This is a genomic window from Pseudoalteromonas sp. NH0006-46 (genome assembly GCF_057547735.1).
On sequence record NZ_BAAJML010000001.1, the window covers coordinates 26,987 to 53,101 of the forward strand.

At 40.5% G+C, this 26,115-nt stretch carries 22 protein-coding genes; 11 read left to right on the plus strand and 11 right to left on the minus strand.

The features are described 5' to 3' along the window. The first annotated feature begins 439 nt into the window (after nt 1-439). Together AC27I2_RS00105 and AC27I2_RS00110 are read left to right on the plus strand one after the other, a co-directional pair. Nucleotides 440-1,027 (plus strand): YceI family protein, encoded by a 588-nt coding sequence (locus AC27I2_RS00105; RefSeq protein ID WP_487203172.1) that lies wholly within the window; start codon nt 440-442, stop codon nt 1,025-1,027. Then, entirely contained in the window at nt 1,024-1,542 is a 519-nt protein-coding gene (locus tag AC27I2_RS00110) for a DUF1285 domain-containing protein (protein WP_487203173.1), read from the plus strand. Before AC27I2_RS00105 ends, AC27I2_RS00110 begins: the two co-directional genes overlap by 4 nt. Here AC27I2_RS00110 and yihA read toward each other — a convergent pair. Beyond that, nucleotides 1,539-2,216, minus strand: coding sequence for a ribosome biogenesis GTP-binding protein YihA/YsxC (gene yihA, locus AC27I2_RS00115; RefSeq protein WP_058403880.1), 678 nt, complete (start codon nt 2,214-2,216; stop codon nt 1,539-1,541). The genes AC27I2_RS00110 and yihA overlap by 4 nt on opposite strands. A 280-nt stretch (nt 2,217-2,496) precedes the next feature. Between yihA and AC27I2_RS00120 the strand changes: the two genes are divergently transcribed. The 3 genes from AC27I2_RS00120 to AC27I2_RS00130 all read left to right on the plus strand — a co-directional run bounded on the left by AC27I2_RS00120 (nt 2,497) and on the right by AC27I2_RS00130 (nt 4,991). Continuing rightward, nucleotides 2,497-3,129, plus strand: a complete 633-nt coding sequence (locus AC27I2_RS00120) for a c-type cytochrome (protein WP_058403879.1) — start codon at nt 2,497-2,499, stop codon at nt 3,127-3,129. A 739-nt stretch (nt 3,130-3,868) separates the two neighbouring features. Next, entirely contained in the window at nt 3,869-4,462 is a 594-nt protein-coding gene (yihI, locus tag AC27I2_RS00125; RefSeq protein WP_487203174.1) for a Der GTPase-activating protein YihI, read from the plus strand. Between the two features lie 13 nt (nt 4,463-4,475). Further along, entirely contained in the window at nt 4,476-4,991 is a 516-nt protein-coding gene (locus AC27I2_RS00130; protein WP_058403877.1) for a DUF2489 domain-containing protein, read from the plus strand. Nucleotides 4,992-5,226: 235 nt separating this feature from the next. Here the strand turns inward: AC27I2_RS00130 and hemN are convergent, their stop codons facing one another. Next, on the minus strand, nt 5,227-6,600 hold the full coding sequence (hemN, locus tag AC27I2_RS00135) for an oxygen-independent coproporphyrinogen III oxidase (RefSeq protein ID WP_487203175.1): 1,374 nt from the start codon (nt 6,598-6,600) through the stop codon (nt 5,227-5,229). Nucleotides 6,601-6,714: 114 nt separating this feature from the next. Continuing rightward, nucleotides 6,715-7,248 (minus strand): ribosome biogenesis factor YjgA, encoded by a 534-nt coding sequence (gene yjgA / locus AC27I2_RS00140; RefSeq protein WP_006793069.1) that lies wholly within the window; start codon nt 7,246-7,248, stop codon nt 6,715-6,717. 144 nt (nt 7,249-7,392) lie between these two features. On the opposite strand from yjgA, the gene pmbA reads away from it, so the two are divergent. From pmbA to AC27I2_RS00155, 3 genes are all read left to right on the plus strand, one after another. Continuing rightward, complete coding sequence (gene pmbA, locus AC27I2_RS00145; protein WP_487203176.1) at nt 7,393-8,742, plus strand: metalloprotease PmbA; 1,350 nt, start codon at nt 7,393-7,395, stop codon at nt 8,740-8,742. Between the two features lie 91 nt (nt 8,743-8,833). Next, the gene (locus tag AC27I2_RS00150; protein WP_487203177.1) at nt 8,834-9,313 is read left to right on the plus strand and encodes a DUF721 domain-containing protein; all 480 of its coding nucleotides are present in this window, start codon (nt 8,834-8,836) and stop codon (nt 9,311-9,313) included. 242 nt (nt 9,314-9,555) lie between these two features. After that, nucleotides 9,556-11,631: a M13 family metallopeptidase gene (locus AC27I2_RS00155; protein ID WP_487203178.1), complete on the plus strand. Its 2,076-nt coding sequence runs from the start codon at nt 9,556-9,558 to the stop codon at nt 11,629-11,631. A 78-nt stretch (nt 11,632-11,709) separates the two neighbouring features. Here AC27I2_RS00155 and AC27I2_RS00160 read toward each other — a convergent pair whose 3' ends face one another. Genes AC27I2_RS00160 through secA form a run of 3 tightly spaced genes read right to left on the minus strand, consistent with a single transcriptional unit; the run spans nt 11,710 to nt 15,959 of the window. Beyond that, nucleotides 11,710-12,777 carry a phosphotransferase enzyme family protein gene (locus AC27I2_RS00160; RefSeq protein ID WP_487203179.1) on the minus strand — a complete coding sequence of 356 codons (1,068 nt, stop codon included), beginning with the start codon at nt 12,775-12,777 and terminating at the stop codon, nt 11,710-11,712. A 14-nt stretch (nt 12,778-12,791) separates the two neighbouring features. Continuing rightward, nucleotides 12,792-13,190, minus strand: a complete 399-nt coding sequence (gene mutT, locus AC27I2_RS00165) for an 8-oxo-dGTP diphosphatase MutT (RefSeq protein WP_487203180.1) — start codon at nt 13,188-13,190, stop codon at nt 12,792-12,794. 60 nt (nt 13,191-13,250) lie between these two features. Continuing rightward, on the minus strand, nt 13,251-15,959 hold the full coding sequence (gene secA / locus AC27I2_RS00170) for a preprotein translocase subunit SecA (RefSeq protein WP_058403870.1): 2,709 nt from the start codon (nt 15,957-15,959) through the stop codon (nt 13,251-13,253). Nucleotides 15,960-16,365: 406 nt separating this feature from the next. On the opposite strand from secA, the gene AC27I2_RS00175 reads away from it, so the two are divergent. Continuing rightward, the gene (locus AC27I2_RS00175) at nt 16,366-17,136 is read left to right on the plus strand and encodes a Rossmann-fold NAD(P)-binding domain-containing protein (RefSeq protein WP_219422815.1); all 771 of its coding nucleotides are present in this window, start codon (nt 16,366-16,368) and stop codon (nt 17,134-17,136) included. A gap of 9 nt (nt 17,137-17,145) precedes the next feature. Here AC27I2_RS00175 and hutH read toward each other — a convergent pair whose 3' ends face one another. From hutH to hutC, 3 genes are all read right to left on the minus strand, one after another. Continuing rightward, nucleotides 17,146-18,678: a histidine ammonia-lyase gene (gene hutH, locus AC27I2_RS00180; RefSeq protein WP_138530804.1), complete on the minus strand. Its 1,533-nt coding sequence runs from the start codon at nt 18,676-18,678 to the stop codon at nt 17,146-17,148. Between the two features lie 2 nt (nt 18,679-18,680). After that, entirely contained in the window at nt 18,681-20,354 is a 1,674-nt protein-coding gene (gene hutU / locus AC27I2_RS00185; protein ID WP_487203181.1) for a urocanate hydratase, read from the minus strand. A 70-nt stretch (nt 20,355-20,424) separates the two neighbouring features. After that, a complete protein-coding gene (gene hutC, locus AC27I2_RS00190) occupies nt 20,425-21,132 on the minus strand; it encodes a histidine utilization transcriptional repressor HutC (protein WP_058403867.1) in 708 nt (235 codons plus the stop codon). A 120-nt stretch (nt 21,133-21,252) separates the two neighbouring features. Here hutC and hutI point away from each other — a divergent pair, with 120 nt between their 5' ends. Both hutI and AC27I2_RS00200 read left to right on the plus strand, forming a co-directional pair. Beyond that, a complete protein-coding gene (gene hutI, locus AC27I2_RS00195; protein ID WP_487203182.1) occupies nt 21,253-22,500 on the plus strand; it encodes an imidazolonepropionase in 1,248 nt (415 codons plus the stop codon). Between the two features lie 124 nt (nt 22,501-22,624). After that, nucleotides 22,625-24,286: a GGDEF domain-containing phosphodiesterase gene (locus AC27I2_RS00200; protein WP_138530854.1), complete on the plus strand. Its 1,662-nt coding sequence runs from the start codon at nt 22,625-22,627 to the stop codon at nt 24,284-24,286. Between the two features lie 152 nt (nt 24,287-24,438). On the opposite strand, the gene AC27I2_RS00205 is transcribed toward AC27I2_RS00200, so the two are convergent. Together AC27I2_RS00205 and rraA are read right to left on the minus strand one after the other, a co-directional pair. Then, the gene (locus AC27I2_RS00205) at nt 24,439-25,494 is read right to left on the minus strand and encodes a formimidoylglutamase (RefSeq protein WP_487203183.1); all 1,056 of its coding nucleotides are present in this window, start codon (nt 25,492-25,494) and stop codon (nt 24,439-24,441) included. Between the two features lies 1 nt (nt 25,495). Next, nucleotides 25,496-25,993 (minus strand): ribonuclease E activity regulator RraA, encoded by a 498-nt coding sequence (rraA, locus tag AC27I2_RS00210; RefSeq protein WP_058403865.1) that lies wholly within the window; start codon nt 25,991-25,993, stop codon nt 25,496-25,498. Between the last annotated feature and the right edge of the window lie 122 nt (nt 25,994-26,115).

Consider the following 26,115-nt stretch of genomic DNA (forward strand, 5'->3'; position numbering starts at 1 on the left):
TTCAATTTTTTATAAACAGAATTTAGTTAAAAATAGGTTAAAATAGGTAATTATTTATGCTAAATGGTTACATGTTCGTCAATTCTAACTATTAATGCAGAATATGATTGTATTTTTATGCGTGCTTTTGTTAAAGTCCCGCCCGTCCTACTCTGTAGGACATCCTGTTGATGATGCGTCTGTAAAGATGCAACAAATTGTTAGCAACTCCCCAGCTTGCTATATCGGCCTAATAACCTTTTATTAGGCCGTTTTTTATTATGCGCTTTTCAGTTTTCTTGCTTCATTCTAATGTGATCATTCTTATGCTCAAATGTCGTAGTTATATCGGGTATTAATTGCGATATTGTAATCTCATGTTTTAGTATGGTTTAAGCTATTTCTAAATGATAGTATCCAATGAGATTTCTCTTGATTTATATATTTAAAGGAGTGCGTTATGTTTAAAGCGTTAGCTATTACAGGCCTTTCGTTATCAAGTTTATTTATGTCTAATTTTACCTGTGCCAATTGGCAGTTAGACAACGATAAAAGCCAGATAAGCTTTGTTTCTATAAAAAAAGACACCATTGCTGAAGCTCATCACTTCACTGCGATCGAAGGCAAGCTTAGCGATGAGGGTGAGTTTAATATTCATATAGATTTAGCATCGGCAGAAACGTTTATACCTATCCGTAATCAACGGCTTACAAGCCTGTTATTTGAAGTAAATACTTTCCCAAAGGCCGTGCTAACAGCTAAGTTGAAACCGTCGTTATCAACAATTAAAAAACCGGGCAGCTACGTGCTAAAAGGAATTAGTGCTGAGCTTGATTTTCATGGCAACAAAAAATCACTCGTAATTGATGTGCTCGTAAATAGCAATAAAAGTGGTGATTTGACGCTGGCTTCATTTACGCCAGTTATTATAAATAGTGGCGACTTTGGTGTGACAGAGGGAGTTAAGCAATTACAAGAACTTGCTGGGTTACCTTCTATTGCAACCGCTATCCCCGTTACATTTGCATTAACACTTAAAAAACAGTGATTTCGCTTAATGAGCTCAGTAAACAGTTAAGTGAGCCGAGTAAGCCCTTTGATAGCTGGCAACCCTCGCATTGTGGTGAGTTGCCAATAGTTATTAACGACCAAGGTGAGTGGTTTTACGGTGGTAGTAAAATAACAAGGGCGGCTATGGTTAAGTTGTTTGCTTCTGTGTTGTGCAAAGAAGATGAATATTTTTATTTAAAAACACCTATCGAAAAAATTAAAATTACAGTAGTAGATGCGCCATTTATTATTGTTGACTGGTTTTTAGAACAGACATCTGAAGGCGAGGCATTATGTTGTATTGATAATTTAGCCAGGCAGTGGGTTGTTAGTCAGCAGCAGCCTATGCAGGTAAAAAGTTATAAAGGCGCTAAAGTGCCTTATTTAATTTTACCTTTTGGCTGTAGTGCACGCATTTCAAGAAGTGTATTTTATCAGTGGGCTGAAAAAGCCGAGTCTGATGAGCTCGGCTATTTTATTCGATCTTCGGGTGAGGCGTTTTACTTAACTTAGCTTGCAGTACGGGTGTCTGAACTACTTTCGTCAGATGCTTTGTCTGCTGGCGGTACTGCGATCACGGGGCCTAAAAACCACTCGTCTAGTTTTTTCGCAACTTCTGGTAATCCAGTGCCTTTTAAAGATGAAAAAGCATGAACAGTAATATCGCCATCAAGTGCGCTTAGTTCACGTCGTACCTGAAGTACTTGGGCTTTGCGCGCACCTTGTTTTAGTTTGTCTGCTTTAGTCAATAAGGCTAATACAGGAATCTCACTGCCTATTGCCCAGTTAATTAAGTCTCGGTCTAAATCTTTTAACGGATGACGAATATCCATTAAAACAACAATCCCTTTTAAGCTTTGGCGCTTTTGAAGATATTCACCTAGTGACTTTTGCCACTTTTTTTTCATTTCAATTGGTACTTTAGCAAAGCCGTAACCGGGTAAATCTATTAGCCGCATGTTATCAACGTCGGCTAACTCAAACGTATTAATTAATTGAGTTCGGCCAGGGGTTTTACTTGTACGTGCTAATTTTTGATCGGTTAATGCATTTAGCGCACTTGATTTACCTGCATTAGAACGACCCGCAAACGCAACTTCAATTCCCGTATCAGCAGGTAATTTAGTGATGTCTGGAGCGCTTGTAACGAAAGACGCGGTATTATATTTGATACGAGATTTGAGCACAGGCTCTCCTAAAACTTTAAAAGTAACGTTAAGTAAACCAAATTTACTTAGGGTGCGTATTTTATACTATAAAGTATGTATTAAAAAGCGTATTTGAGTACCTAAAAGCACTGGCTGTGGTACATTTAAAGCTTATTAAAGCTTCACCTTAGTCAAAACCCTGTAAATTATAAGCTTAATATGTGTAGAAAACGTGCCAGAGAATTTATTATCGTGTAGAATATATGTATTGCAACATCATGATTGTAGATGATACAGGGTCGGGAACAGAGAATTCACCATGAAAAAAATAGCACTATCTTTAACAATACTGCTTGGTGCGTTGTCAGCAAGCAACGCAACAGCATTTGATGGCGATGTAAACGCAGGTAAACAAAAATCAGCAACGTGTGCGGCATGTCACGGCCCAGACGGCAATGCGCCGGTTAATATTTACCCTAAAATTGCAGGCCAACACCCAGATTATATCCTCAAGCAATTGCAGGAATTTAAACTAGGTATGACTTCAGGCGGAAAAGAGGGCCGTATGGATCCTGTTATGAGCGCAATGGCAATGCCATTAAGCGAACAAGACATGAAAGATCTGTCAGCTTATTTTTCGTCATTAAACATGTCAGAAGGTTCAACACCTAAAGACGTCGTTGAAGTAGGCGCAATGCTTTACAAAGCGGGTGATGCAGAGCGAGGAATTCCTTCATGTGCTTCATGTCATGGTCCTCGTGGTAACGGTTCATCGTTAGCTAAGTTCCCAAAAGTATCTTTTCAGCATCCAGAGTACATCAAGTCTCAGCTTGAAAAGTTTCGTAATGGTACTCGTAATAATGACCTTAACGGTATGATGGGTGACATAGCTAAAAAGCTAACAGACAAAGACATTGAAGTGCTTTCTAAGTACTTAGGTGGTTTACACTAAAGTCGTATTTATCTAAATTTAGATACCAACTACAATGTATTATTGAAAAAAAGCAACCTCGGTTGCTTTTTTTGTGTCTGAAATTGGCGATATTGTCTTTTACTTTGTGAGACATTGACCATGCCAATGTATGGTAAAAGTCTTATTTTAAACGTCTTTTTTTTGTTAAGTTATTGTTATTTAAATAGGCTTTTATTTGAACATAGGTGCAATGTAAGAAAAAAGATATAAACCAGTTGTAACAAAATTATTAACGAGTAAATTAACACCTGTCGCAAAAACAATAAAAAAATGGAAACAGCTATAAGGACAGTAGCGCGGCACGACTACATAGCACAATGATAGTGTTACTAAAGGAAATACTACAAAAGTGTCAGGATGACCGAAAATAATAAAATAACTCATGGAAGTTTAATAATAAAAACAAAATGGAATGAAACAAGGAACGTAAAAATAATAACAATACGGACTGATAATAATAAAAATAACAAAGACTAAAAAGTCGAAGGGAGAAGTGTCCATTCAATGGCGCTCAGATTAGTAGGCGGTAGAGATGTTTTCTCTACCGCCTTTTTATTTGTCCTGTTACAATACCCACCGTTTAGCAATTTGCTAGTGCGTAATTTTAAAGAGTAGCCCAACCTCTTAAGCGCAAACTGAATTCTTCTGGCTTTGCCAGCATTGCGATGCCTATTAATTTGCGCCTCGCTCAAAACCTCTTAAGTGAGATGATCAAGATATGAGTAGAAAGAAAAAGTCACGTAAAATCCCATCAAATGGACCTGTTCGCTTAAGCCAAGATAAGCTTAAAGAAATGCGTGCGTTAAAAGAGCAGCGTGTTAAAAAAACCAAAGGTGCTAAGCCTGGTTCGCGTAATGCGCCAGATTTGCTTGAAGAACAAAGCCAAGCATCTCATTCAAGTTCAAGAGATAAGCGCATTGGTAGTAAAAAGCCGGTGTCTTTAGTGCCTGTTGCTGCTGAACCAAAAGTAGAAATGAAACGTAACTTAAAACCAGCTGTTGAACTTAAGAAAGTTATTCAACCAGAGCTTTCGCCAGAGAAAGAGCTTGAAGAGCTTGAAAATGATGTGCGTTTACTCAAGCTAGTGGAGCGTCATGAAGGCGGTGAGATGCTGACTGGTAAAGATGCGAAGTACTTCAATAGCCGCATTGCTCGTCATCAGGTTCTATGTAAGTTATTGGGTCTTGAAGACGAAGATGAGTTTGATGATGAAGATGATTTTGGCGAAGAGAGTAATTCAGACTTCGACCAGTATTTATCAAATGATCTTGCCAGTGAATGGTTAGACGATGATGAAGACGAAGATAAGTAATTAAGGGTATTTAATGAGTACTGCAGTTATCGTGGCTTTATGTTTAGGCGCTATCATTATAGCTGGTTTGGCATTTTATGCGGGTCAGTTGTTATATAAGTTAAGTGCGCAAAAAAAGTTAATAGCTAAAACACAAGCTGAGCAAAAGCAAAAGCTTGCAGCGTCTCGTTTAAAGCGAAATGCTAAGCTTGCCGACAGTATTCATTTAATCGCACGTGCAATGAATGAAGAGCAGTGTGAGTTTTCAGAGGGATGTTTGCGCGTTTGGGTGCTTATGTCGCAATACGGTTTTGAAGACGAACGAGATTTAACCACACAGTATCCTGGTATTTATAAAATGTACCAAGTGGTAAAAGAAATGCCGACACACGACGCACGTAAAAAATATTCTAAAAAAGAAATTTTTAAGCAAGACACTGCGCGCTGGCGTGCAGAGGAAAGCTACAGTGATGAGATTAAGGCCGATTGCGTTAAAATTATTTCTGAGTTCAAAGCTGCCCCAGGTAGTGAAAACGTGGTATTTAATTAAAGTAGCGTAGAAAACATAAAAAAGCATACCTAGGTATGCTTTTTTTGTGCCCAAATATTATACCAATCCGCAATTATCCTTAATCACTTTACGGGGCTAAACGTGTCGTTACCTGCGTTAAAGAATTCTCTTTAGAACAACTAAATAGCGAGTTTTTTGCCTAGCTATCAACACGTTTTTCCAGCCTCAAAATAGATCGCTTAATTAAGCGAATTAGTATCATTTGATGAGTGGATTAAATCACCCGGGAAAAACGCGTTGCGTTGATTTGATTTTGTAAGTGAGCATCAAAGCACATGCAAATGATACGAATAAATAAGTTCCCCCGTGGTGTGACACGTATGTGGTTGTTTTCAATAATCACCATTTTATCGTCTATAAGTGGTTTAAGTGAAGTCAATGCGCCTGCAAAGTAGCTATCAAACTCAATATGATACTTCTTAGCAAACTCATCTATATTTAGTTCAAACTGACAAATAAGCTGCTTAATAGCATCAGCTCGAATAACATCATCATGGATTAAATGCATGCCTTTACTAAGTGCGCAGCCGCTTTGCGTTTCAATACTATGGTAGTAATGCTTCAGCTCCTTTTTATTTTGCAAAATAGCCGTGCCAATTTGTGAAATAGACGATGCACCTAACCCTAATAAATCACAATTACCATGTGTGGTATAACCTTGAAAATTTCGATGCAATTTGCCTTCATTTTGTGCGACAGCCAGCTCATTGTCTACTTTCGCGAAGTGATCCATACCAATAAACTGATAACCCGCTTTTGTCATCTGCTCTAAGGTATTTTTAAACATAGTTAGCTTATCGTGCGCATCTGGTAAGTCATGCTCTTTAATTTTGCGTTGTGCGGCAAATCGCTCTGGTAAGTGAGCATAATTAAATACCGACACACGATCAGGATTAAGCTCAATGAGTTGCTCTATTGTTTGTTTAAAGCTGTCGGGTGTTTGCAGTGGTAAGCCGTAAATCATATCGGCGTTAATTGATTTAAAGCCCAATTCACGTGCCTGAGTAATTAACTGTTTAACGTTATCTGCATCTTGAGGACGATTAACTGCAAGCTGCACGTCGTCATTAAAGTCTTGAATCCCAAACGACACTCGGTTAAAGCCTAGCATTCTTAAATCAACCAGCATATTTTCAGCAAGCGAGCGTGGGTCGACTTCAATACCGCGCTCAGTTGTGCTGGTAAAGTTAAAATGCTGTTCAAGTAGCGTAATTAAGCGCTTCATTTGTTGGGGTGTTAAAAAGGTCGGGGTACCTCCACCTAAATGCAGTTGCTCAACGCTGTAGTGCTTAAATAAAGGTGCGTGTGCGGCAATTTCTTTTGCTAAAAAGTCTATATAAGTATCGGCTTTTGATTGGTGGCGAGTGATAATTTTATTACAACCACAGTAGTAACAAAGCTGACTGCAAAATGGAATATGGATATATAAAGAAAGCGAACGAGATTGAGATGACTTTATGGCGCTGATTAAATCGTGTTTATCGTATCCTTCACTCAAAGATAAAGCGGTAGGGTAGGATGTATACCGCGGACCAGATACATTGTATTTATTAATGAGAGCTTGGTCCCATTGAGGAAGTTTTATCATCACGCACACCTGAGTTTTAAGTAGAGCCGTGATTATAAAAAAGTAACTGAGAGGGGATGTTGATCTATAACAAAAAAGGTGCCAAAGCACCTTTCAATCACAACGGATTACACTTTAATACGTGACAGTATGCGCATCTTTTAAATATTGAAAAAGCTCTTTATAGCCTTTACCTGGTTTTTCAGCTTTTACTTCTTTTGCAGCATTGCGCACTAATTGACGCATTTTTTGACGATCTAGCGAAGGAAACTGCTCAATAGTTTCGTTTATCAGGCTGTCGCCTTGTTCTATTAGGTCTGAGCGCAGTTGCTCTATTTTTTTAACCAATACTTCAGCTTGGTTATTTTTATTAAGCATTACATCGATAATAGCTTTTATATCTTCAATGTTTTCTACTGTGCGAAGCGTTTTTGCGATGTAATTTAAGTGACGGCGGTATGCATCGCTTTTATTGCTAATTTTATCAGCAACAACCATCGCTTCTTTTAAATCGTCATTTAATGGTAGGCGCTCACGCTGCTTTTTACCCATTTTGGCAATTTCAGAACCTAACTGATGAAACTCTTGCGCTTCGCGCTTGAGCTCTGTTCTTGATACGTATTCAATTTCTTCTTCAATTTCAGCAGGCTTGCCTTTTTTCTTCGCCATGGGGTGCTCTTAAATAAAAATAACTAGCACCATTATACGCGATTCTTTTAGTGATTAATATTAGCTGATGTGGTGCAGTGAGTGTGTTAGCATTTAACTATAAGAAATGCATGCATTATGCCTCTAAGGCTCAGGACTTAATTTATGAAAAGCCAACAAAACGATCCAATTTATTCTCAAATATCGCAGGTTAAAGATGCGGTAGCCGAAGTACTCGAACATGCTAAAAAATTAGGTGCTACAGCAGCTGAAGCTGCAATGTCTAGCACGTCGGGTTTATCGGTGAGTACACGAATGGGCGAAGTAGAAACCATTGAGTTTAACCAAGATGGTGGCCTGGGCATTAGTGTTTATGTTGGCAATAATAAAGGCTCTGCTTCAACGGCTGATTTAAATCCTAAAACATTGCGCACAGTAGTAGAAAAGGCCATTGATATTGCAAAGTTCACATCAGACGATCCATTTAATGGGGTTGCCGATAAAGAGCTACTTGAGTTTAATCCACAAGATCTTGATTTATACCATCCGTGGGATGTCAGCCCAGAACAAGGTATTGATCTTTGCCATACTGCCGAGCAAGCTGCTTTAAATGCTGATGAACGTATTGTAAATTCTGATGGCGCCAGTTTTTCATCGCATCAAGGGCTTCGTGTTTATGGAAACAGCCATGGTTTAATTGCTGGCTTTCCTCGCACTCGCCATAGCATCAGCACCATGGTAATTGGTAAAGATGGCGAACAAATGCAACGCGATTCAGCATACACGGTTGCCCGCGATCAAGCAGGTTTAACTGATGCTGCGGCAGTCGGGCTTGAAGCTGCATCAGAAACATTGGCTAAACTAAATAGCCAAAAATTAGGAACAATGAAAGTCCCTGTTGTATTTAGGGCTGATATTGCAAACTCATTATTTGGCCATTTAGTGTCAGCGATTGGTGGGGGCGCACTTTATCGTAAGTCGAGCTTTTTACTCGATAGTTTAGGAACACACGTATTTAGTCATTGTGTAAATATTGCTGAACGCCCACACATGTTAAAAGGGTTAGCTTCATCACCGTTTGACAGCGAAGGTGTTAAAACGGTTGATCGTGAAATAATCCAAGGTGGTGAGCTAAAAACTTATTTATTAGCAAGTTACGCCGCGCGTAAAATGAACATGACCCCTACAGGTCATGCAGGCGGAATTCATAATTGGTTAGTAGAACAAACGCATAACGATTTAAAAGCAGTGTTAAAAACAATGGGTACCGGCTTGTTAGTTACCGAGCTTATGGGGCAAGGTGTAAACACAGTAACAGGTGATTACTCTCGCGGTGCTGGCGGTTTTTGGGTTGAAAACGGAGAGATTCAATATCCCGTTAGTGAAATTACGATTGCCGGCAATTTAAAAGATATGTTTAAAGGTATTTCTGCTATTGGTGGCGACATTGAGCGCAGAGGCGGTATTCAAACTGGCTCTGTTTTAATTGAGCAAATGCAAATAGCAGGTGCTTAATACCTAATTTACGCTTACTTATGGGCACACTTATATTTACTGCAATGCCGCTAAATTTAAGTGTGTGAATAAGTACGATTTGAGATGTTTAATGGCCAAAGATAGATACGCACCAAAACCACTCACTGATATTATGGCGGGCCTAAACAATCGGTTGTCGGCTTATGCTGGTAAAAGCCAAGCTCTCGATACTCAGCAAACTTTACTTAAAGACTTTTTAGGCCCTAAATTAGGAGATAAATGTCGCGTAAGTAATTATCGCGATGGCACGTTGATGATTGAAGCGGTATCGGCCTCGATAGCGCTTAGGCTTAATTATTTAAAAATGGATATGTTATCGCATTTTAGGGCCGCAGGTATGGCTGAACTGGGGCAAATTAAAATTACAGCTAATCCTCAGGCCACTCAGCGATTAAGTACGGCAAACAAAACAGCTTCAGCCGCCGTCACTAACTCGCGTAAAATGAGCGAACAAACAGCCGATTATTTAAATGCGATTGCCGACTCAGCACCTCCTTCATTAAAAGAGAAGTTACAACGTTTGGCCTTACACGGTAAAAATAAGAGCTAATTACCAACTGCTTTATTAAGCTATTAATAGGGTAATTTAGAGTGCTCATCTCATTCAAAATACTTTGTTACATATTCTATTTCAATGTTCTCAAAATCAGGTTTATTATAGCGCTATTGCACTCAATGATAAGTGTAAGTTGATGCCCATTCCATTAAGTAAAAGCTGACTGCTATCTTGTTAAAGAGCTTAATGGAGTTGGTATGAGCAATTTATAAAATTGACTAACAAATGGATTAATTATGAATAAAGTAACAATGGCCGCTGCGAGTATTGCACTTGCGCTTGGCTTAGTAGGTTGTGGCGAAAAACAACAAGAAACTCAAGTAGCCGACACTCAAGCAGCAACAACACCAGCAGAGAAACCGTTAGAGCTAGGTATTGAATTGGCTAATATGGACAGCTCAGTTCGTCCGCAGGATGACTTTTACTATCATGTAAATGGAACTTGGTTAGCAACAACTGAAATCCCAGGTGATAAGTCTAACTATGGGTCTTTTTCGCAATTATACGATGAGTCGCAAAAAGCGATGAAAACGGCGCTTGAAAACGCAGCGGCCAATAAGTCGGCTGAAAAAGGCAGCGACGAGTATAAAATTGGCGCATTTTATAAAAGTTATATGAATAAAAATGCCCGTAATGAGCTTGGAATTACCCCGTTACAACCGTCGCTAGATAGTATTGATAGCATTGAGTCTAAATCTGACTTAGTTGGCCTTATGGCGTCTATTCAGCAGCAAGGTGGCACTTTACCGTTTGGTTGGTTTATTAACAACGATGCTAAAAATTCAAGCGAATATGCTTTGTATTTATCTCAATCTGGCTTGGGTTTACCTGATCGCGATTACTACTTAAAAGACGATGAGAAGTTTACTAAAATTCGCGCCTCTTACGAGCAATACATAACTGATGTATTGGCTAAAGCGGGTGTCAAAGAGGCTGCACAAGCAGCAGCAAGCGTACTTGCTTTTGAAAAAACCATTGCTGATGCGCAGTGGAGCCGTGTACAAAGCCGTGATGCAACTAAGTCGTATAATAAAATGACTGTAGCCGAGGCGAATAAATTAGCCGGTGAGCTTGATTTAGCTGCGTTCTTTAAAAATGCAGGTGTAAACACCGCTGATATTATTGTGCGCCAACCAAGCTTTTTAGAAGCGCTGGGTGGTATTTACCAAAACACGGACTTAGAAACGTGGAAAAACTACCTTAAGTTTCATTTTGTAAGTGGCTATGCTCAGTTGCTAAATGATGATTTAGTTGATCTTAAATTTAACTTTTATAGCACCACTTTACGTGGCGTAGAAGAGCAAGCGCCACTTTGGAAAAAAGCCGTTGATGCCTCTAATAGTGTGCTAGGTGAAATTTTAGGTAAAGTATACGTTAAAGACAACTTTCCGCCTGAAGCTAAAGCGCGTATGGAAGAGCTGGTTGATAACGTAATTAAAGGTTACAGCGTTGCAATTGAAGGTCTTGAGTGGATGGGACCTGAAACAAAAATTGCAGCACAAGAAAAACTAGACAAATTTATTCCTAAAATTGGTTACCCTGATAAGTGGAAAGACTACTCTGAACTAGAAATTAATTCAGACGAACTGGTAGGTAACTACATTCGTTACAGTCAATGGGCATATAAAGATATGATTGCCAAATTAGGCAAACCTGTTGACCGTTCAGAATGGTACATGACACCGCAAACAGTGAATGCCTACTACAACCCGGTAAACAACGAAATTGTATTCCCTGCTGCCATTTTACAACCGCCATTCTTTAATTTAGAAGCGGATGATGCTGTCAATTACGGTGCAATTGGCGCCGTGATCGGCCACGAGCTTGGCCATGGTTTTGACGACCAAGGTTCTAAATACGACGGCGATGGTAACTTGCGTAACTGGTGGACTGAAAGCGACCTTAAGCAGTTTGAAGAGCGTTCAGGTGCGTTAGTTGATCAATTTAACAAGTACAAGCCGTTTGACGATGCGAATGTAAACGGCGAGCTTACGCTTGGCGAAAATATCGGTGATTTAGGTGGGTTAACTGTAGCGTATAAAGCATATCAGCTATCATTAGGTGACACTAAAGCACCAGTTATTGATGGTTACACTGGTGATCAACGCTTCTTTATGGGGTGGTCGCAAATTTGGCGTCGTAACTACCGCGATGAAGAATTACGTAACCGCTTAATGACCGACTCGCATTCACCAAGTCATTACCGTGTAATTGGTATTTTGTCTAATATGCCAGAGTTTTACGAAGCGTTTGATGTAAAAGAAGGCGACAAAATGTATATCAAACCAGAAGACCGCGTAAAAATTTGGTAATTGATATTCTTTTTGGCTAACTTAGTAAAAACCAGCAAGTGTTTAGCTTGCTGGTTTTTTATACTAATAACATTGCTGCTATTGCATGAGGATTTTATACATCCAGCTTTCATTACTTAAAATGTTTTTATATAAAGCCAGTTGGTTTTGAGCCCGCTCTAAATTATGCTCTGCATGAGTGGTTTTAAAGTACACATCGTTATTTAAGTAATCAGTTAAAAAACGCACGCTAAGCATTAAAGGCATAATTTTAGCACCAAGCAACAAGCTTGATTGCTCTGTATTACTCATAAGAGGCTGAAGGGGAGCGAGGTAACCCTTAACGAGCGCCTCAAAAATCTCTTTTCGAATAATAACCTTGTCAATGTTCGTCGAATCCTCTGCTTCTGCAGAGCAAAATGTACGTACCATATCGCCAAAATCATACAGTAAAAAACCAGGCATGCAGGTGTCTAAATCAATAACAGCTTTCGCTTTATGGGTTTTACTGCAGTACAGCATATTATTTATTTTAGTGTCGTTGTGGCAAACGCGAACGGGTAAATGTTGAGTTATGGTTTTAAGTTCGTTCACTAAGTGCTGCTGCGATAAGCAATATTCTATGTCGTTTTTACAGCGGTTAAGCCTGCTTTTATTACTATTCGTCATTGCTGTATTTAGCTGCTCAAAGCGCATAGTCAGATTATGAAAATCATCAATAACAGTATGTAGTGTGGCTGTATCAAAGTCGTGTAAGGCGCTTGCAAAAGTACCAAAGGCTAAAGCGGCTTGATGTGCTTGCGCTGGATTTTTAACCACATCTTCACTGTAACTGTGCTCAATAAAGTTAAGTACACGATACGGCTCTTCATTAAGCATGGTTAAATATTCGTTGTTGCATGTATTGATGTGCTTAACAATATCGAGTGGATAGTTATTTTGCTGCTGCTTTGTATTCAGATGTTGCTCAATAAGTTGTGCGTTACTGACAAGTTGAGCAGGGTGTTTAAATACATGGGTGTTAAGCTTTTGCACAATAAATCGCTGATCAAAATGTGTTAGTAGCCATGTGCTGTTGATATGGCCGCTACTTATGGTACTCAACTGAGTTGATTCAGGGTTGAGTTTTAGCAGTTTACTTAACGTATTTTGTACAGTGGTATTCATTGTAACTCACTTAATCAGGCGTATCGAGATTGCAGTTTTTCAATTATTTCAGCATTAGCTGCGGGGAAGTCATAGTTAGTTAACTCACTAATATTTACCCATTCACTAGGTTGCCCTTCAGCGCCATGTGCTTGACCGCTAAAGTTACTGACAACGTGGATATCGAGTCTCACGCATTTGTCGCCATAATCGTGTTCAATTACCATGAGTTTGCTAGAGCTGTGGATAGTAATACCTACTTCTTCAATTAACTCACGTTTTAGCGCTGCAAATACACTTTCACTTGCTTCAACTTTACCACCAGGAAACTCCCATAAGCCACCTTGATGCTGCTCGTTTGCACGTTTACAGATAAATATTGCATTATTTTTTTTAATTACACCAACGGCTACATTTACTATTTTTGTTGTCATATTTTTACCCCATAAAAAAAGCGACGCAAGCGCCGCTTTTTAATTACTTACAATGCGTCGTTATTTTAATTTACCACAACATTGCTTGAATTTTTGACCCGAACCACAAGGACACGGATCGTTGCGGCCAACTTTTGGCTCTGTTCTTGCCATAACCGTAGCACTTGGAGGTGCTTCGCCGCCTACGTGCTCAGCTTCTTCGTGTTGGTACTCGCGAGGTGCATTTTCACTCTTACGGTGTTGCTCTTCTACTTTTTCAACATCTTCTTCAGCGCGCACTTGTACTTTACTTAAAATACTCACTACATCAACTTTTAAGTTTTCAAGCATTTCAGAGAACAGTTCAAACGATTCGCGCTTGTATTCTTGCTTAGGGTTCTTTTGTGCGTAACCACGTAAGTGAATACCTTGACGTAAGTGATCCATCGCCGCAAGGTGATCTTTCCAGTGTTGGTCAAGACTTTGCAGCATAATTGCTTTTTCGAATTGACGTAGAACTGAGTCACCAACCTGCTGCTCTTTTTGCTTGTAAGCTTGATCAACGGCTTCTTCAATACGCTCACGAAGCTTTTCTTCGTATAGCTTATTGTCGTCTGCTAACCATTGAGTGATAGGCAGCTCAATTAAGAAATCTTGTTTTAAACGCTCTTCAAGACCCGGTACATCCCACATTTCAGCAAGGCTTTGTGGAGCAATGTATTGATCTATTGTATTGCTCAGTACGTCACCACGAATTGCAGTGATAGTTTCTGAAATATCACCTTCTTCAAGTAACTCGTTACGCTGAGAGTAAACAACACGACGTTGATCGTTTGCTACGTCATCGTACTCAAGTAGTTGCTTACGAACATCAAAGTTACGTGCTTCTACTTTACGCTGTGCGTTTTCAATTGCGCGGTTAACCCATGGGTGTTCAATTGCTTCACCGCGTTGCATGCCTAGTTTACGCATCATGTTAGTCATGCGTTCGCCGGCAAATATACGCATTAGCGCATCGTCCATCGATAGGTAAAAACGGCTAGAGCCTGCATCACCTTGACGACCAGAACGACCACGTAATTGGTTATCTATACGGCGCGATTCATGGCGCTCAGTGCCAATAATATGCAAACCGCCAGCGTCAATAACAGCATCATGACGAAGTTTCCATGCTGCTTTAATTTCAGCAATTTTTTCATCAGTTGGGTTATCAAGTTTTTCAACTTCGCTATTCCAGTTACCACCAAGCACAATATCGGTACCACGACCGGCCATGTTAGTTGCAATAGTTACTGTACCAGGTAGGCCAGCATCTGAAACGATATCGGCTTCTTGTGCGTGGAATTTAGCATTAAGCACGTTATGCTTAATTTTCTCTTTGCGTAAAAACTGCGATAAGTACTCAGAGCTTTCGATTGATATAGTACCTACAAGTACAGGCTGCCCGCGTTCTTGGCAGTCTTTGATATCAACTAAAATAGCTTCGTATTTTTCTTCTTGTGTTAGGTACACTAAATCAGCGCGATCATCACGGATCATTGGCTTATTAGTTGGCATAACAACGGTATCTAAGCCGTATATTGACTGAAATTCAAATGCTTCAGTGTCGGCCGTACCAGTCATACCCGCTAATGTTTCGTACAAACGGAAATAGTTTTGGAATGTAATAGAGGCCAATGTTTGGTTTTCGTTTTGAATTTTTACACCTTCTTTAGCTTCAACAGCTTGGTGTAAACCTTCAGACCAACGACGACCTTCCATTGAGCGACCGGTATGTTCGTCAATGATGATAACTTCGTTTTCTTTAACAACGTAATCAACATCTTTTTGATATAATTTGTGCGCGCGAAGGGCAGCGTAAACATGGCTTAATAACGTGATGCTGGCGGCAGAATAAAGCGAATCGCCTTCTTCAATTAAACCACGTTCGCTAAGTAGTTCTTCTACTTTAACTTGGCCACGTTCAGTTAAGTGAACTTGCTTAGATTTTTCATCAATGGTGTAGTCGCCATCGCCTTCTATACCTTCCTCGTCTTCTTTATCTTGTAGTTCAAGTAAAGGAACGATGGTATTTATTTCAGTGTATAGTTCTGAACTGTCTTCAGCAGGGCCTGAAATAATAAGCGGCGTACGAGCTTCATCAATTAGGATTGAATCTACTTCATCGACGACGGCGTAAAATAATGGACGCTGAACGCGCTCATCAATACTAAATGCCATGTTGTCGCGAAGGTAATCAAAACCAAACTCGTTGTTTGTACCGTAGGTAATGTCAGCAGCATACGCTTGCTTTTTTTGTTGTGGCATCATGCCAGGAACATTACAGCCCACCGTGAGGCCTAAAAATTCAAATAACGGACGGTTAGTTTCAGCATCACGCTTTGCAAGGTAATCATTCACGGTAATAACGTGAACCCCTTTGCCTGTTAAGCCGTTTAAATAAGCGGGAAGGGTTGCTGTGAGTGTTTTACCTTCACCGGTGCGCATTTCTGCAATACGGCCTTCGTGTAAAACCATGCCGCCTAGTAGCTGTACGTCAAAGTGGCGCATGCCATTAACACGCTTAGATGCTTCACGAACTACTGCAAATGCTTCAGGTAGAATATCGTCAAGGCTTTGTCCGTTATCGTAACGTTCTCTGAATTCTGCTGTTTTAGCGCGTAAGTCTTCATCAGAAAGCGCTTCTAGCTGCGTTTCAAGCGCATTGATTAGCGCGACCGTCTTTCTAAAGTTTTTAATAGTGCGGTCATTGCGACTACCAAAAATCTTGGTAAATAAATTAGATATCATGATAAAACCGTTACAATCAATTCTTTGTTAGCCGCGTATCGGCTAACCCATTTTTAACAATTGGTAATTAATATGTGCTTTTAAGTAACACTTAGTACATATTAATTAGCAATTTTGTATTAAACCGTTCAAAAAGCACTGTTTATTACGTGCGCTACTATACCAGACTCTGCCAAACAACAAACTACCTCAGCCAAAAGATCTGTATATAAAATAGAAAAATTTGATCTGCATTCTAAAAAAGCTGTGGTACTGACTGGTTGCTACAAAATTAGTAGCAAGCTGTAGATATATGGTGCTTAAAAAATTAAAAACAAGGGGGGCGTTACATTTGTGAACTTTGGCTATTTATGCTCAGATAATAACATTGAGTAACGATGTGTTTAACATGAAGGTGTGTGTCAACATGCAAAATAAAGTGAATAAATTAGTGGTATTAGGTGCTGGTTGGTTAGGTCATGCGCTATGTGTGAATGCACTGCAGGCAGGTTGGCAGGTGCAAGGCACTCGTCGGTCCGATACGCAGGAGTTTGATTTTGAACGCCAGTTTATAGTAGAGAATAATCAGCTAACCCATCAGCTTGATTTAGAGGGAGCGTATTGGGTGTGTGCCATTCCACCACGAAGTAGGCACAGTGAAAGCAACTACCCAGAAACACTTACCGCGGCCTTGACGTTGTCTAAAAAGTTAAATGCAAAAGGATTTGTATTGTGTTCATCTACAGGGGTTTATGACCAAGAACCCGGTGTATACAGTGAAAGTAGCGATATTGCTTGCGCCAACCCAAGGCAAACAAAGTTGTATCAGGCTGAAGAGCAGGTTCTTGAGCAAAATGGTAAAGTACTTCGTTTAGCAGGATTACTTGGCCCAAATAGAGAGCCAGGTAAGTTTGTTGCGGGAAAAGAGCTAAACACTTCAAGCCAGCAAGTAGTTAATATGGTGCACCAGCAAGATGTAATAAATGCTATTTTTGCGGTAATAGCACATTGGCAAGTTGGACAAAATATTTACAATGTAGTCAACCCTGACCACCCAACAAAAGCCGATTACTATGCGTTAAAGTGTAAGCAGCATGGTGGTGAAATGCCAAAATTTACAAGTGATGAAAAAGCTGAGCGCAAGGTTATTGGCTCAGCTATAGAGGCGTTAGGCTTTACTTACCAATACGGTATTTAAGGCATGTTTTTAATAAGATGGTAGAGGGTTGCGCTCAATAAAGTTGCACAATTTACCTTCGCTCAATAGCGCGTTAGTTTGCTCTATATCGGGGGCAAAATAGCGATCTTTATCGTAATAGGTTACGTGTTCGCGTAATAAATTTTTTGCCTTTAAGACTTTTTCACACGGGTTTAGCGGTTTTCTAAACTCTAAGCCCTGTACCGATGCAAGCCACTCTATAGCCAAAACACCTTGTGTATTATCGGCCATTTCTTGTAATCGCCTCGCAGCGAACGTGGCCATTGAAACGTGATCTTCTTGGTTGGCAGATGTTGGTAAGCTATCTACAGACGCGGGATGTGCAAGCGACTTATTTTCAGATGCCAATGCAGCTGCTGTCACTTGAGCAATCATAAAGCCAGAGTTTACTCCACCATTTTCCACCAAAAAGGGTGGTAATTTTGATAAGTTAGAATCAATAAGCAGGGCTATTCTGCGCTCTGCTAAAGCGCCAATTTCTGCAATTGCAATAGCGAGGTTGTCGGCCGCCATAGCGACAGGCTCAGCGTGAAAGTTTCCGCCAGAAATAATATCGCCCACATCGGCAAATACGAGTGGGTTGTCGGTTACCCCATTTGATTCGCACAGTAATACTTCTGCTGCTTGACGTATTTGTGTTAAACACGCGCCCAATACCTGAGGTTGGCAGCGCAAGCAATAAGGGTCTTGTACTTTTTCACAGTTAACATGAGAGTCGCTAATTTGTGATTGAGTATCAAGTAAATCTCTAAACACTTGCGCGGTATCTATTTGACCACGTTGTCCACGAATTTCGTGAATACGTGAGTCAAAAGGTGCGCGGCTGCCCATTGCTGCCTCAATACTTACCGCGCCAATTACACAGCTTTGTGCATATAAATCTTCTGCTCTGAATAATCCCTGTAGTGCAAAAGCGGTAGACGCTTGGGTACCGTTAAGCAATGCTAAACCTTCTTTTGCTGCTAGCGTAAGCGGTTCAAGCCCTGCTACTTTTAAGCCTTCAGCCGCACTGATTATTTTACCCTGATGACGCATTTGGCCTTCACTCAGTAAGGGTAAGCACATATGTGCAAGTGGGGCTAAGTCACCCGAAGCACCAACAGAGCCTTTTTTAGGAACGCATGGGTATACTTCACTATTGAGCAAGTGCATAAAAAACTCGATAACTTGTAAACGAATGCCTGAAAAACCACGAGAAAGCGAGTTGATTTTTAGTGTAATCATCAGTCTTACTGTGCTGTCGTCCATGTATTCGCCAATGCCAGCGGCATGAGAAAGTACAATTGAACGCTGAAGTAGTTCAAGCTCGTCATCGGCAATTTTGGTATTAGCGAGCAGGCCAAATCCGGTGTTAATCCCGTACACTGTGCGTTGCTCATTAATAACATTTTGAACGGTTTGTGCGCTGGCAGCGATTTGTGATTCGGCATTTTTTTCAAGGTTTATTTTTACACTTGATGCATTAATCTTTCTTAATATGTTTAAATCAAGCGAGCCGGGTGTGAGAGTTAGTTCGACCATGATTATTCCTCGTTCAGCATTGGTAAGTCTAAGTTTTGCTCTTTGGCACAATTTTTTGCGATGTCGTAACCGGCATCTGCATGGCGCATCACACCGGTAGCAGGGTCATTCCAAAGCACGCGACCAACACGTGCTTTTGCTTCGTCTGTACCATCGGCAACAATAACAACACCTGAGTGTTGGCTAAAGCCCATTCCTACACCCCCTCCATGGTGAAGTGATACCCACGTAGCGCCGCTTGCTGTGTTAAGCAGGGCGTTAAGTAACGGCCAATCAGAGACGGCATCTGAACCATCTTGCATGCTTTCTGTTTCACGATTAGGACTTGCTACTGAGCCAGAATCAAGATGATCACGGCCAATAACAATGGGGGCTTTAAGCTCGCCATTTTTTACCATTTCATTAAATGCGAGTGCTAAACGTGCTCTATCTTTTAACCCTACCCAGCATATGCGAGCCGGCAAACCTTGAAATTGAATGCGTTCGCGCGCCATATCAAGCCAGTTGTGCAAATGTGCATCATCAGGAATTAACTCTTTTACTTTAGCATCTGTTTTGTATATATCTTCTGGATCGCCGGATAAAGCGACCCATCTAAACGGACCAATACCTTGGCAAAATAATGGACGAATATAAGCAGGAACAAACCCAGGGAAATCAAATGCGTTTGTAACACCTTCTTCAAATGCCATTTGGCGAATATTATTACCGTAGTCAGTGGTTGCCGCGCCGGCTTTTTGTAATGCCAGCATGGCATTAACTTGCACAGCCATTGATTGCTTGGCTGCTTTTACAACCGCTTTTGGGTCTTGTTCACGCATTTTTGCGGCGTGTTCCATAGTCCAACCTTGTGGCAAGTAACCATTAAGTGGATCGTGTGCTGAAGTTTGATCGGTCACTACATCGGGTGTAATACCGCTGTTTACAAGTGTGCTAAATATATCTGCGGCGTTGCCCAGCAATCCAACTGAAATTGCTTTTTCGTTAACGCATGCGTCAGTAATTAATTGCAATGCATGTTCAAGGTTTGTGGCTTTAACATCAACGTAGCCCGTTTTAATGCGAAAATCGATGCGGCTTTCGTCACACTCTACAACTAAGGCACAAAAGCCCGCCATAGTTGCCGCAAGTGGCTGCGCGCCACCCATGCCACCAAGGCCACCGGTTAATACCCATTTACCTTTGGCTTGACCATTAAAGTGTTGTTTAGCCATGGCTACAAATGTTTCGTATGTGCCTTGTACAATTCCTTGAGAGCCAATATAAATCCAAGAGCCAGCCGTCATTTGGCCGTACATCATTAACCCTTTTTTATCCAGCTCGTTAAAGTGCTCCCAGTTAGCCCAATGGGGTACCAAGTTTGAATTTGCAATTAAAACGCGAGGAGCATTACTGTGTGTTTTAAATACGCCAACAGGTTTACCCGACTGAACTAACAATGTTTCATCATCATCTAATCGGTCGAGGGTTTCTATAATTTTATCGAAACTTGGCCAATCACGTGCTGCTCTGCCAATGCCACCATAAACAACTAATGCGTGTGGGTGTTCTGCAACCTCAGGGTCTAAATTGTTCATTAGCATGCGTTTTGCCGCTTCAGTTTGCCAGCTTTTAGCGCTTATCATATCGCCATGCGGTGCACGTATTACGCGACTTGTGTCGAGTCGATTTGTCATGTGTTTCTCCTGTTGTATATACAAGGTGATTCGTCACAAAAAAAGCGCATTATGCGCAATTTTGTTTATCTTATTTTTTAAACGTTAAGTGCCCGCCTAAGCGGTATTTGCTGCCAGGTGATACAAGGCGTGCAAAACTTACAATACCGTTAACAGACCATGTTCTGCGAATGACTTGCAGGCAAGGCTCTTCGTTGTATAGGTTTAACCATTGGCACATTTCGCTGTTGGGCATAATGGCTTCTACTGTGTGTCTCGCTTGAGTGAGAGGTGCAACACTTGAAAGATACTCATGAGGAGTCGTTGCACTAAAATTTTGTTGCAAATAGCCGCTGGCAAGCGCTGGGTTTACAAAACGTTCTTCAAGCTGCAATGGGCTGTCGTTTTCGTTATGAACCAGTACGCTTCGGTACACGACGCTATCTACTTCTACTCCTAATGCGATAGCAATGGGGGCAACCGCGTTTATTGATTCAAGTATAAGCACGCTACAGGTGTAATTACCGTTGCGCTCTTTAACCTCATCGGCAATATTTTTAATTTCAAGCAATGAAGACTGTGACTTAAAAGAGGCAACAAACGTTCCTAGGCCTTGGCTACGCGTTAGTATTCCTGCTTCTGTTAATTCGCTAAGTGCACGGCGAGCGGTCATTCTGCTAACGCTAAATTGTGTGCTGAGCTCGTTTTCAGAGGGAACGCGTTGGTTTTCTTGCCACATACCGCTGCGAATTTTATCGACTATAAATTGTTTTATTTGCGCAAATTTAGGTGTTGTCATTAACTAGATAGCTGCGTTAGGAGTCATTTATATTAAATAAGATGACATAATCCTCTTGTATATACAAGGTGTGTTGTTAGACTATATTTCAATCATGTCAGGGTATTTATGGACTGTAAAATGCAAAACGCTCAGCAAAATAATAACTTAGAAAATATTGATTTACTTTTAACGGATGCAAATATTGCCACAATGGATCCCACTAGGGATACACCTTATGGGATCATCGAAAATGCAGCCTTAGCGATTAAAAACGGAGAAATCGCGTGGCTGGGTGAGCAAGCATCGCTGCCGTCATTTGACGCTTTCGCAACGCCAACCTTGAGCATAAAAGGCCAATGGTTAACACCTGGGTTGATAGATTGTCATACCCATTTGGTGTTTGCAGGGTCTCGTGCGCAAGAATTTGAGCAGCGTTTACAAGGCGTAAGCTATGAACAAATTGCAGCCCAAGGTGGGGGGATTGCAAGCACAGTAAAAGCAACCAGAGCCGCAGATAGAGAACAACTATTTGTTGATGCCAAAGACAGGCTAAATACACTGTTAAAAGAAGGCGTAACAACGGTTGAAATTAAGTCGGGTTATGGGCTCGATACCGAGAACGAAATTAAAATATTAGAAGTGGCACGATTGCTGGGTAAACATCATCCCATTGATATTAAAACAACATTTTTAGGCGCTCATGCATTACCTAATGAATACAAAGGCCGTGCAGATGAATATATTGATTTAGTGTGCAACGAGATGCTTGAACAAGTCGTTGCTGGCGACCTTGCCGATGCCGTTGATGTGTTTTGTGAAAATGTAGGGTTCAGTTATGAGCAAACTAAACGTGTATTCACTGCGGCAACAAAACATAATTTACCAATAAAGTGCCATGCAGAGCAGTTATCTAATCAGTATGGTGCTGAGCTGGTGGCCGAATTTAATGGATTATCGGCAGATCATATAGAATACCTTGATGAGCAAGGTGTAAAAGCCATGGCAAAGGCTGGCACTGTGGCTGTGCTGTTACCGGGGGCATTTTATTTTTTAAGAGAGACAAAACAGCCACCTATCGCGCTATTAAACCAACACAAAGTGCCAATAGCCATTGCTAGCGACTTCAATCCGGGTACTTCACCGCTGTGCTCGGTACAATTAATGATGAATATGGCGTGTACTCTATTTAGGTTAACACCAGAACAAGCGTTAGCAGGTGTTACCAGCAACGCAGCTCAGGCTCTGGGTTTAAACGATAGAGGGGTGTTAAAAGTGGGAGCCAGAGCCGACATTGCACATTGGCAAATAAGCCATCCATCGCAATTAAGTTACCAATTCGGCGTAAATAAACTGTCAAATTTATGGATTTTGGGTAGACTTAATTAGTTTGTATTATTTTTGTTCATATTTAACAAGTTGTTGTTAAAGTTTTTTTACGAATACGAGTGCCGTTAACTTGAATATATTAACCGACAGTAATTTTCCGATTTTTTTCAGTGGTGCGCTTTTAATGGCGATGATCACTACTTTATTTTCGGTTAAAAATACCAATATTAAATTTAGTTATTTATGCACAGGTGTTGTAGGTTTAGCTATTTTAAGTAGCGGTGAAGCATGGCTAGCTATTTTATTGGCGTTTGGTTTTTGCTTTCATTTATGGCAATCATTTGAGCGTAATAATTGGAGTATGATTATTATCAGCTCCGCTGCTGGGTTGTTATTTGTGGTGCTGTTTTCAGCGCATCTATTATTAGACGTACCGTTATTTTGGGTTGTATTAGCTATATTGTTATGCGCAGTTGTGGGGTTGTTAAACGATGAAAGCGACGATCCCAAAGTGACCATAGAGCCCAAACAGCTTGATGACGCGTTTGTTGAAGAGTCACCGCTTTCGGTATTTGCCAGCAAAAAAGAGTTACGCCAAGGGTATTACACATGGTGTGATAATACCCAAGTTGAAGCCGTGCTCATCATTATTAGGCTTGAAGGTTTTGAGCAAGTGAATCAGCATATTGGCCGTGGGTTTGGTGATGTTTTATTAGCGCAATCAGCAAATAGAATACAAGAACAATTAGAAAGCGAAGAAGTGGTTACTATAGTTGGCCACGAAAAGCTTGCTCATTTAGGCGGGTTAAATTTTGCATTTATTTGCAGCTTAGCCAATCACAAGCACTTACATGAACAAATTATTGATAAAATACTCGGAGCAACACTTAAGCCCTTTAATGTGGCTAATTGCACTGTAGAGGTAAAAGCGCGAGCAAGCTATGTGGCATGTGATGAGCAAGAAACTAATTTTGATGATTTAATTTCGTATGCCTATTTAGCGCTTGATAGCCAACCAAAGCAAAGAGTTGTGCCTTATCATCAGCAAATGATGGTTGAACAGCTAGAGCAGCAAGCGCGTTTAAAAGAGCTTGCTAATATTGACTTTGCAAGTGAACTCGAACTGTATTTTCAACCTATTATTTGTAACAAAAATGGTCAAATTGAGTTTTTAGAATTATTACTTCGTTGGCAGCACCCTAAGCAGGGAATTTTGTCTGCTAATCGTTTTATTGATGATATTAGAATTGCAGGGCTTGGTTATCCGTTGGCTAAGTTTGTTATAGAACGTGCTGCCGAACTTGCTATGGCGCTAAGAATAGAAGGTATAGCCATACCGCTGAGTATTAACGTTTTTGGTCCAGAAATGCTTAATGAGGAGTTTGTGGAATTTGTTGATAGTGTAATCACAGAGCATAATCTTCAAGTGGGCGATTTAATTGTTGAGTGCCCTCTGCACATATTTACGGGGCTTGATGATAAAGGCAGAGCAATGATTGCCAGACTTAATAATATTGGCTTAAAGTTATGTGTTGATGGTTTAGGTGATAACCCTGTATTGCTTTCAAAGTTACCTAGCTTAGCGGTGGAATATATAAAAGTAGCGCCGTCATTAACTGCTGATTTTAGCAACCAAAATAATATTCGTAGCTTAGTTGGCGGTATGGTTGAAATGCATAACCAGCAAAAAACAAAAGTTATTTTTGAAGGGGTAGAAACCCTTGAGCAACTTAAATTTGTTAAAAGTTTAAATGCGTATGCCGCACAAGGTTATTATTTTGGGCATCCGCTGAGCAGTATCGGTTTAATGAGCTGGTTAAAAGAGTGGCGACAAGCGCAAGAATAATCAAAACAAAAATTGAGTAAGTAAGCTTTGCCCGACCTTTCACCACTCTTAAATGACTTTAAGTTATAAAAAGAACGCAAGGGCGTTTTTAACTCAGAGTATAAACTAGCCTACAATTTTATTGCCTCTAAAATAAACCTCAACATGAAAGGCTAAGGTGCCTTCGCTTCTCTTGCGAGTATAAAACTATTTACCAATGCGCTGATCACTTGTCCTACATGCGCAGCTCCTGTTATGGGGCCGTTTGGATGTTGGCTTGGTGATGCTTCACATAAATGTAGGTATTTAGCGTTTCGGTTGCTGGCTGCTGTATATACAAAATGCTCAGTGTCGCCGACACTAAACCCGCAGCATGTATAAGCACTTACAGGCATAAACGTAATGCTATCTAAGTCTACCTCAACACCAAGCGGTAATGAGTCAAAACTATTAATTGCGTTATTTATAGATTGAGTAAGGTTTATATCGCGTTTTACATTGAGAGACTGATAACTATCAAACGTAAAGTTTGCTTGTGTCATTGCATCAACAATTGCTTGGTTATTTTTTTGTTCGTGTAGACCAATAACATGGTAATTATTGAGAAGCGTCTCGTTATAAGCATATCGAAAGCCATTACCACTGTGACGCCCTTCGCATTCTCTAAAATCAGCATGAGGGTCAAAGTTTATGGCATTAACAGGCGTGTGCTGTGTTTTACTGAGCGCTCGAATAATTCCTAAGCAGTTATTGTGCCCACCGCCAATCACTATGGGTTCAAGACCGGCTTTAAATATTAGGTTTAATGCGCTTTCTACGCGCTCGTCCAACTGTTGGCATAGCAAACGCAATTGCTGAAGTTGTTCAGGGTTTTTGTTGTTTAATTGGCTACTTTGCGCCATTAAATCATCAACGTTTACTTCGCCAAGTAATAACACTTTTTGAGTTGCGATAAATTGGTTATGAGGTTGGTTTATAAACTTTGCTAAAAAAGCATGCCAGGCTTCATTTGCTCCGCCATTCCCCAAATTTGCTTTGGGGCCAATGTCTTCACATATACCTAGTAGTACATAGCGCATACCAAACTCAGCGGCATCAACTAGGGCTTGTTGAACATCTACGTGAGTATCAAGCAAAGACATAGCTTGCCATGCTTTTTTTTCGTTTGCGCGGGTAAAGCACAAAGCTTTAACCGCACTTTCATCATATACTTTTAAATGATTGGACACGTTATACTTCTACAACTTCCAACTCAAGTTCTTCAGCAGATAACACAATACCCGTGCTGTCGGCATAGATAAAGTCGTCGTCAAAAAACGACACACCCGCAAAGTTAACACCAATGCCATTTTCGCCAGCACCTTCGCTGTCGGCAGCCACAGGAATTGAGGCTATGGCTTGAATGCCCACATCAAGTTCTTCTAGCTCATCTACATGGCGGACAGCACCGTATACAACAATGCCATTCCAGTTGTTTTCAAAAGCAAGTTCAGCAAGTTCAATATCAATAAGTGCACGGCGAGTAGAGCCACCACCGTCAATTAATAGCACCTGGTCTGTACCGTCTTGAGATAGTATTTCGCGGATCAGTTCATTATTTTCAAAACATTTAACCGTTTTAATGCGGCCACCAAAACTGTGTCGACCACCAAAGTTGATGAACATTGGCTCTAGCACGTCAACCACATCAGCAAAGTGGTCACATAAATCAGAAGTGCTGTAATCCATTATTTTATCCTCAAAAGGTACATTAATTTATAACTCAGTATACCTGCCTTATATCCAATAACAACGACTTAATAGTAGTAAATTTAAGCAAAACAAGGAGTAAATCAATAATAGCAACAATA

What these genes read in the sequence shown, in the direction of transcription:
- AC27I2_RS00105 (WP_487203172.1), top strand. Translation starts at nt 440, where the DNA reads ATGTTTAAAGCGTTAGCTATTACAGGCCTTTCGTTATCAAGTTTATTT.
- AC27I2_RS00120 (WP_058403879.1), top strand. Translation starts at nt 2,497, where the DNA reads ATGAAAAAAATAGCACTATCTTTAACAATACTGCTTGGTGCGTTGTCA.
- yihI (WP_487203174.1), top strand. Translation starts at nt 3,869, where the DNA reads ATGAGTAGAAAGAAAAAGTCACGTAAAATCCCATCAAATGGACCTGTT.
- AC27I2_RS00130 (WP_058403877.1), top strand. Translation starts at nt 4,476, where the DNA reads ATGAGTACTGCAGTTATCGTGGCTTTATGTTTAGGCGCTATCATTATA.
- hemN (WP_487203175.1), bottom strand. Translation starts at nt 6,600, where the DNA reads ATGATAAAACTTCCTCAATGGGACCAAGCTCTCATTAATAAATACAAT.
- yjgA (WP_006793069.1), bottom strand. Translation starts at nt 7,248, where the DNA reads ATGGCGAAGAAAAAAGGCAAGCCTGCTGAAATTGAAGAAGAAATTGAA.
- pmbA (WP_487203176.1), top strand. Translation starts at nt 7,393, where the DNA reads ATGAAAAGCCAACAAAACGATCCAATTTATTCTCAAATATCGCAGGTT.
- AC27I2_RS00150 (WP_487203177.1), top strand. Translation starts at nt 8,834, where the DNA reads ATGGCCAAAGATAGATACGCACCAAAACCACTCACTGATATTATGGCG.
- AC27I2_RS00155 (WP_487203178.1), top strand. Translation starts at nt 9,556, where the DNA reads ATGAATAAAGTAACAATGGCCGCTGCGAGTATTGCACTTGCGCTTGGC.
- AC27I2_RS00160 (WP_487203179.1), bottom strand. Translation starts at nt 12,777, where the DNA reads ATGAATACCACTGTACAAAATACGTTAAGTAAACTGCTAAAACTCAAC.
- mutT (WP_487203180.1), bottom strand. Translation starts at nt 13,190, where the DNA reads ATGACAACAAAAATAGTAAATGTAGCCGTTGGTGTAATTAAAAAAAAT.
- secA (WP_058403870.1), bottom strand. Translation starts at nt 15,959, where the DNA reads ATGATATCTAATTTATTTACCAAGATTTTTGGTAGTCGCAATGACCGC.
- AC27I2_RS00175 (WP_219422815.1), top strand. Translation starts at nt 16,366, where the DNA reads ATGCAAAATAAAGTGAATAAATTAGTGGTATTAGGTGCTGGTTGGTTA.
- hutH (WP_138530804.1), bottom strand. Translation starts at nt 18,678, where the DNA reads ATGGTCGAACTAACTCTCACACCCGGCTCGCTTGATTTAAACATATTA.
- hutU (WP_487203181.1), bottom strand. Translation starts at nt 20,354, where the DNA reads ATGACAAATCGACTCGACACAAGTCGCGTAATACGTGCACCGCATGGC.
- hutC (WP_058403867.1), bottom strand. Translation starts at nt 21,132, where the DNA reads ATGACAACACCTAAATTTGCGCAAATAAAACAATTTATAGTCGATAAA.
- hutI (WP_487203182.1), top strand. Translation starts at nt 21,253, where the DNA reads ATGCAAAACGCTCAGCAAAATAATAACTTAGAAAATATTGATTTACTT.
- AC27I2_RS00200 (WP_138530854.1), top strand. Translation starts at nt 22,625, where the DNA reads ATGGCGATGATCACTACTTTATTTTCGGTTAAAAATACCAATATTAAA.
- rraA (WP_058403865.1), bottom strand. Translation starts at nt 25,993, where the DNA reads ATGGATTACAGCACTTCTGATTTATGTGACCACTTTGCTGATGTGGTT.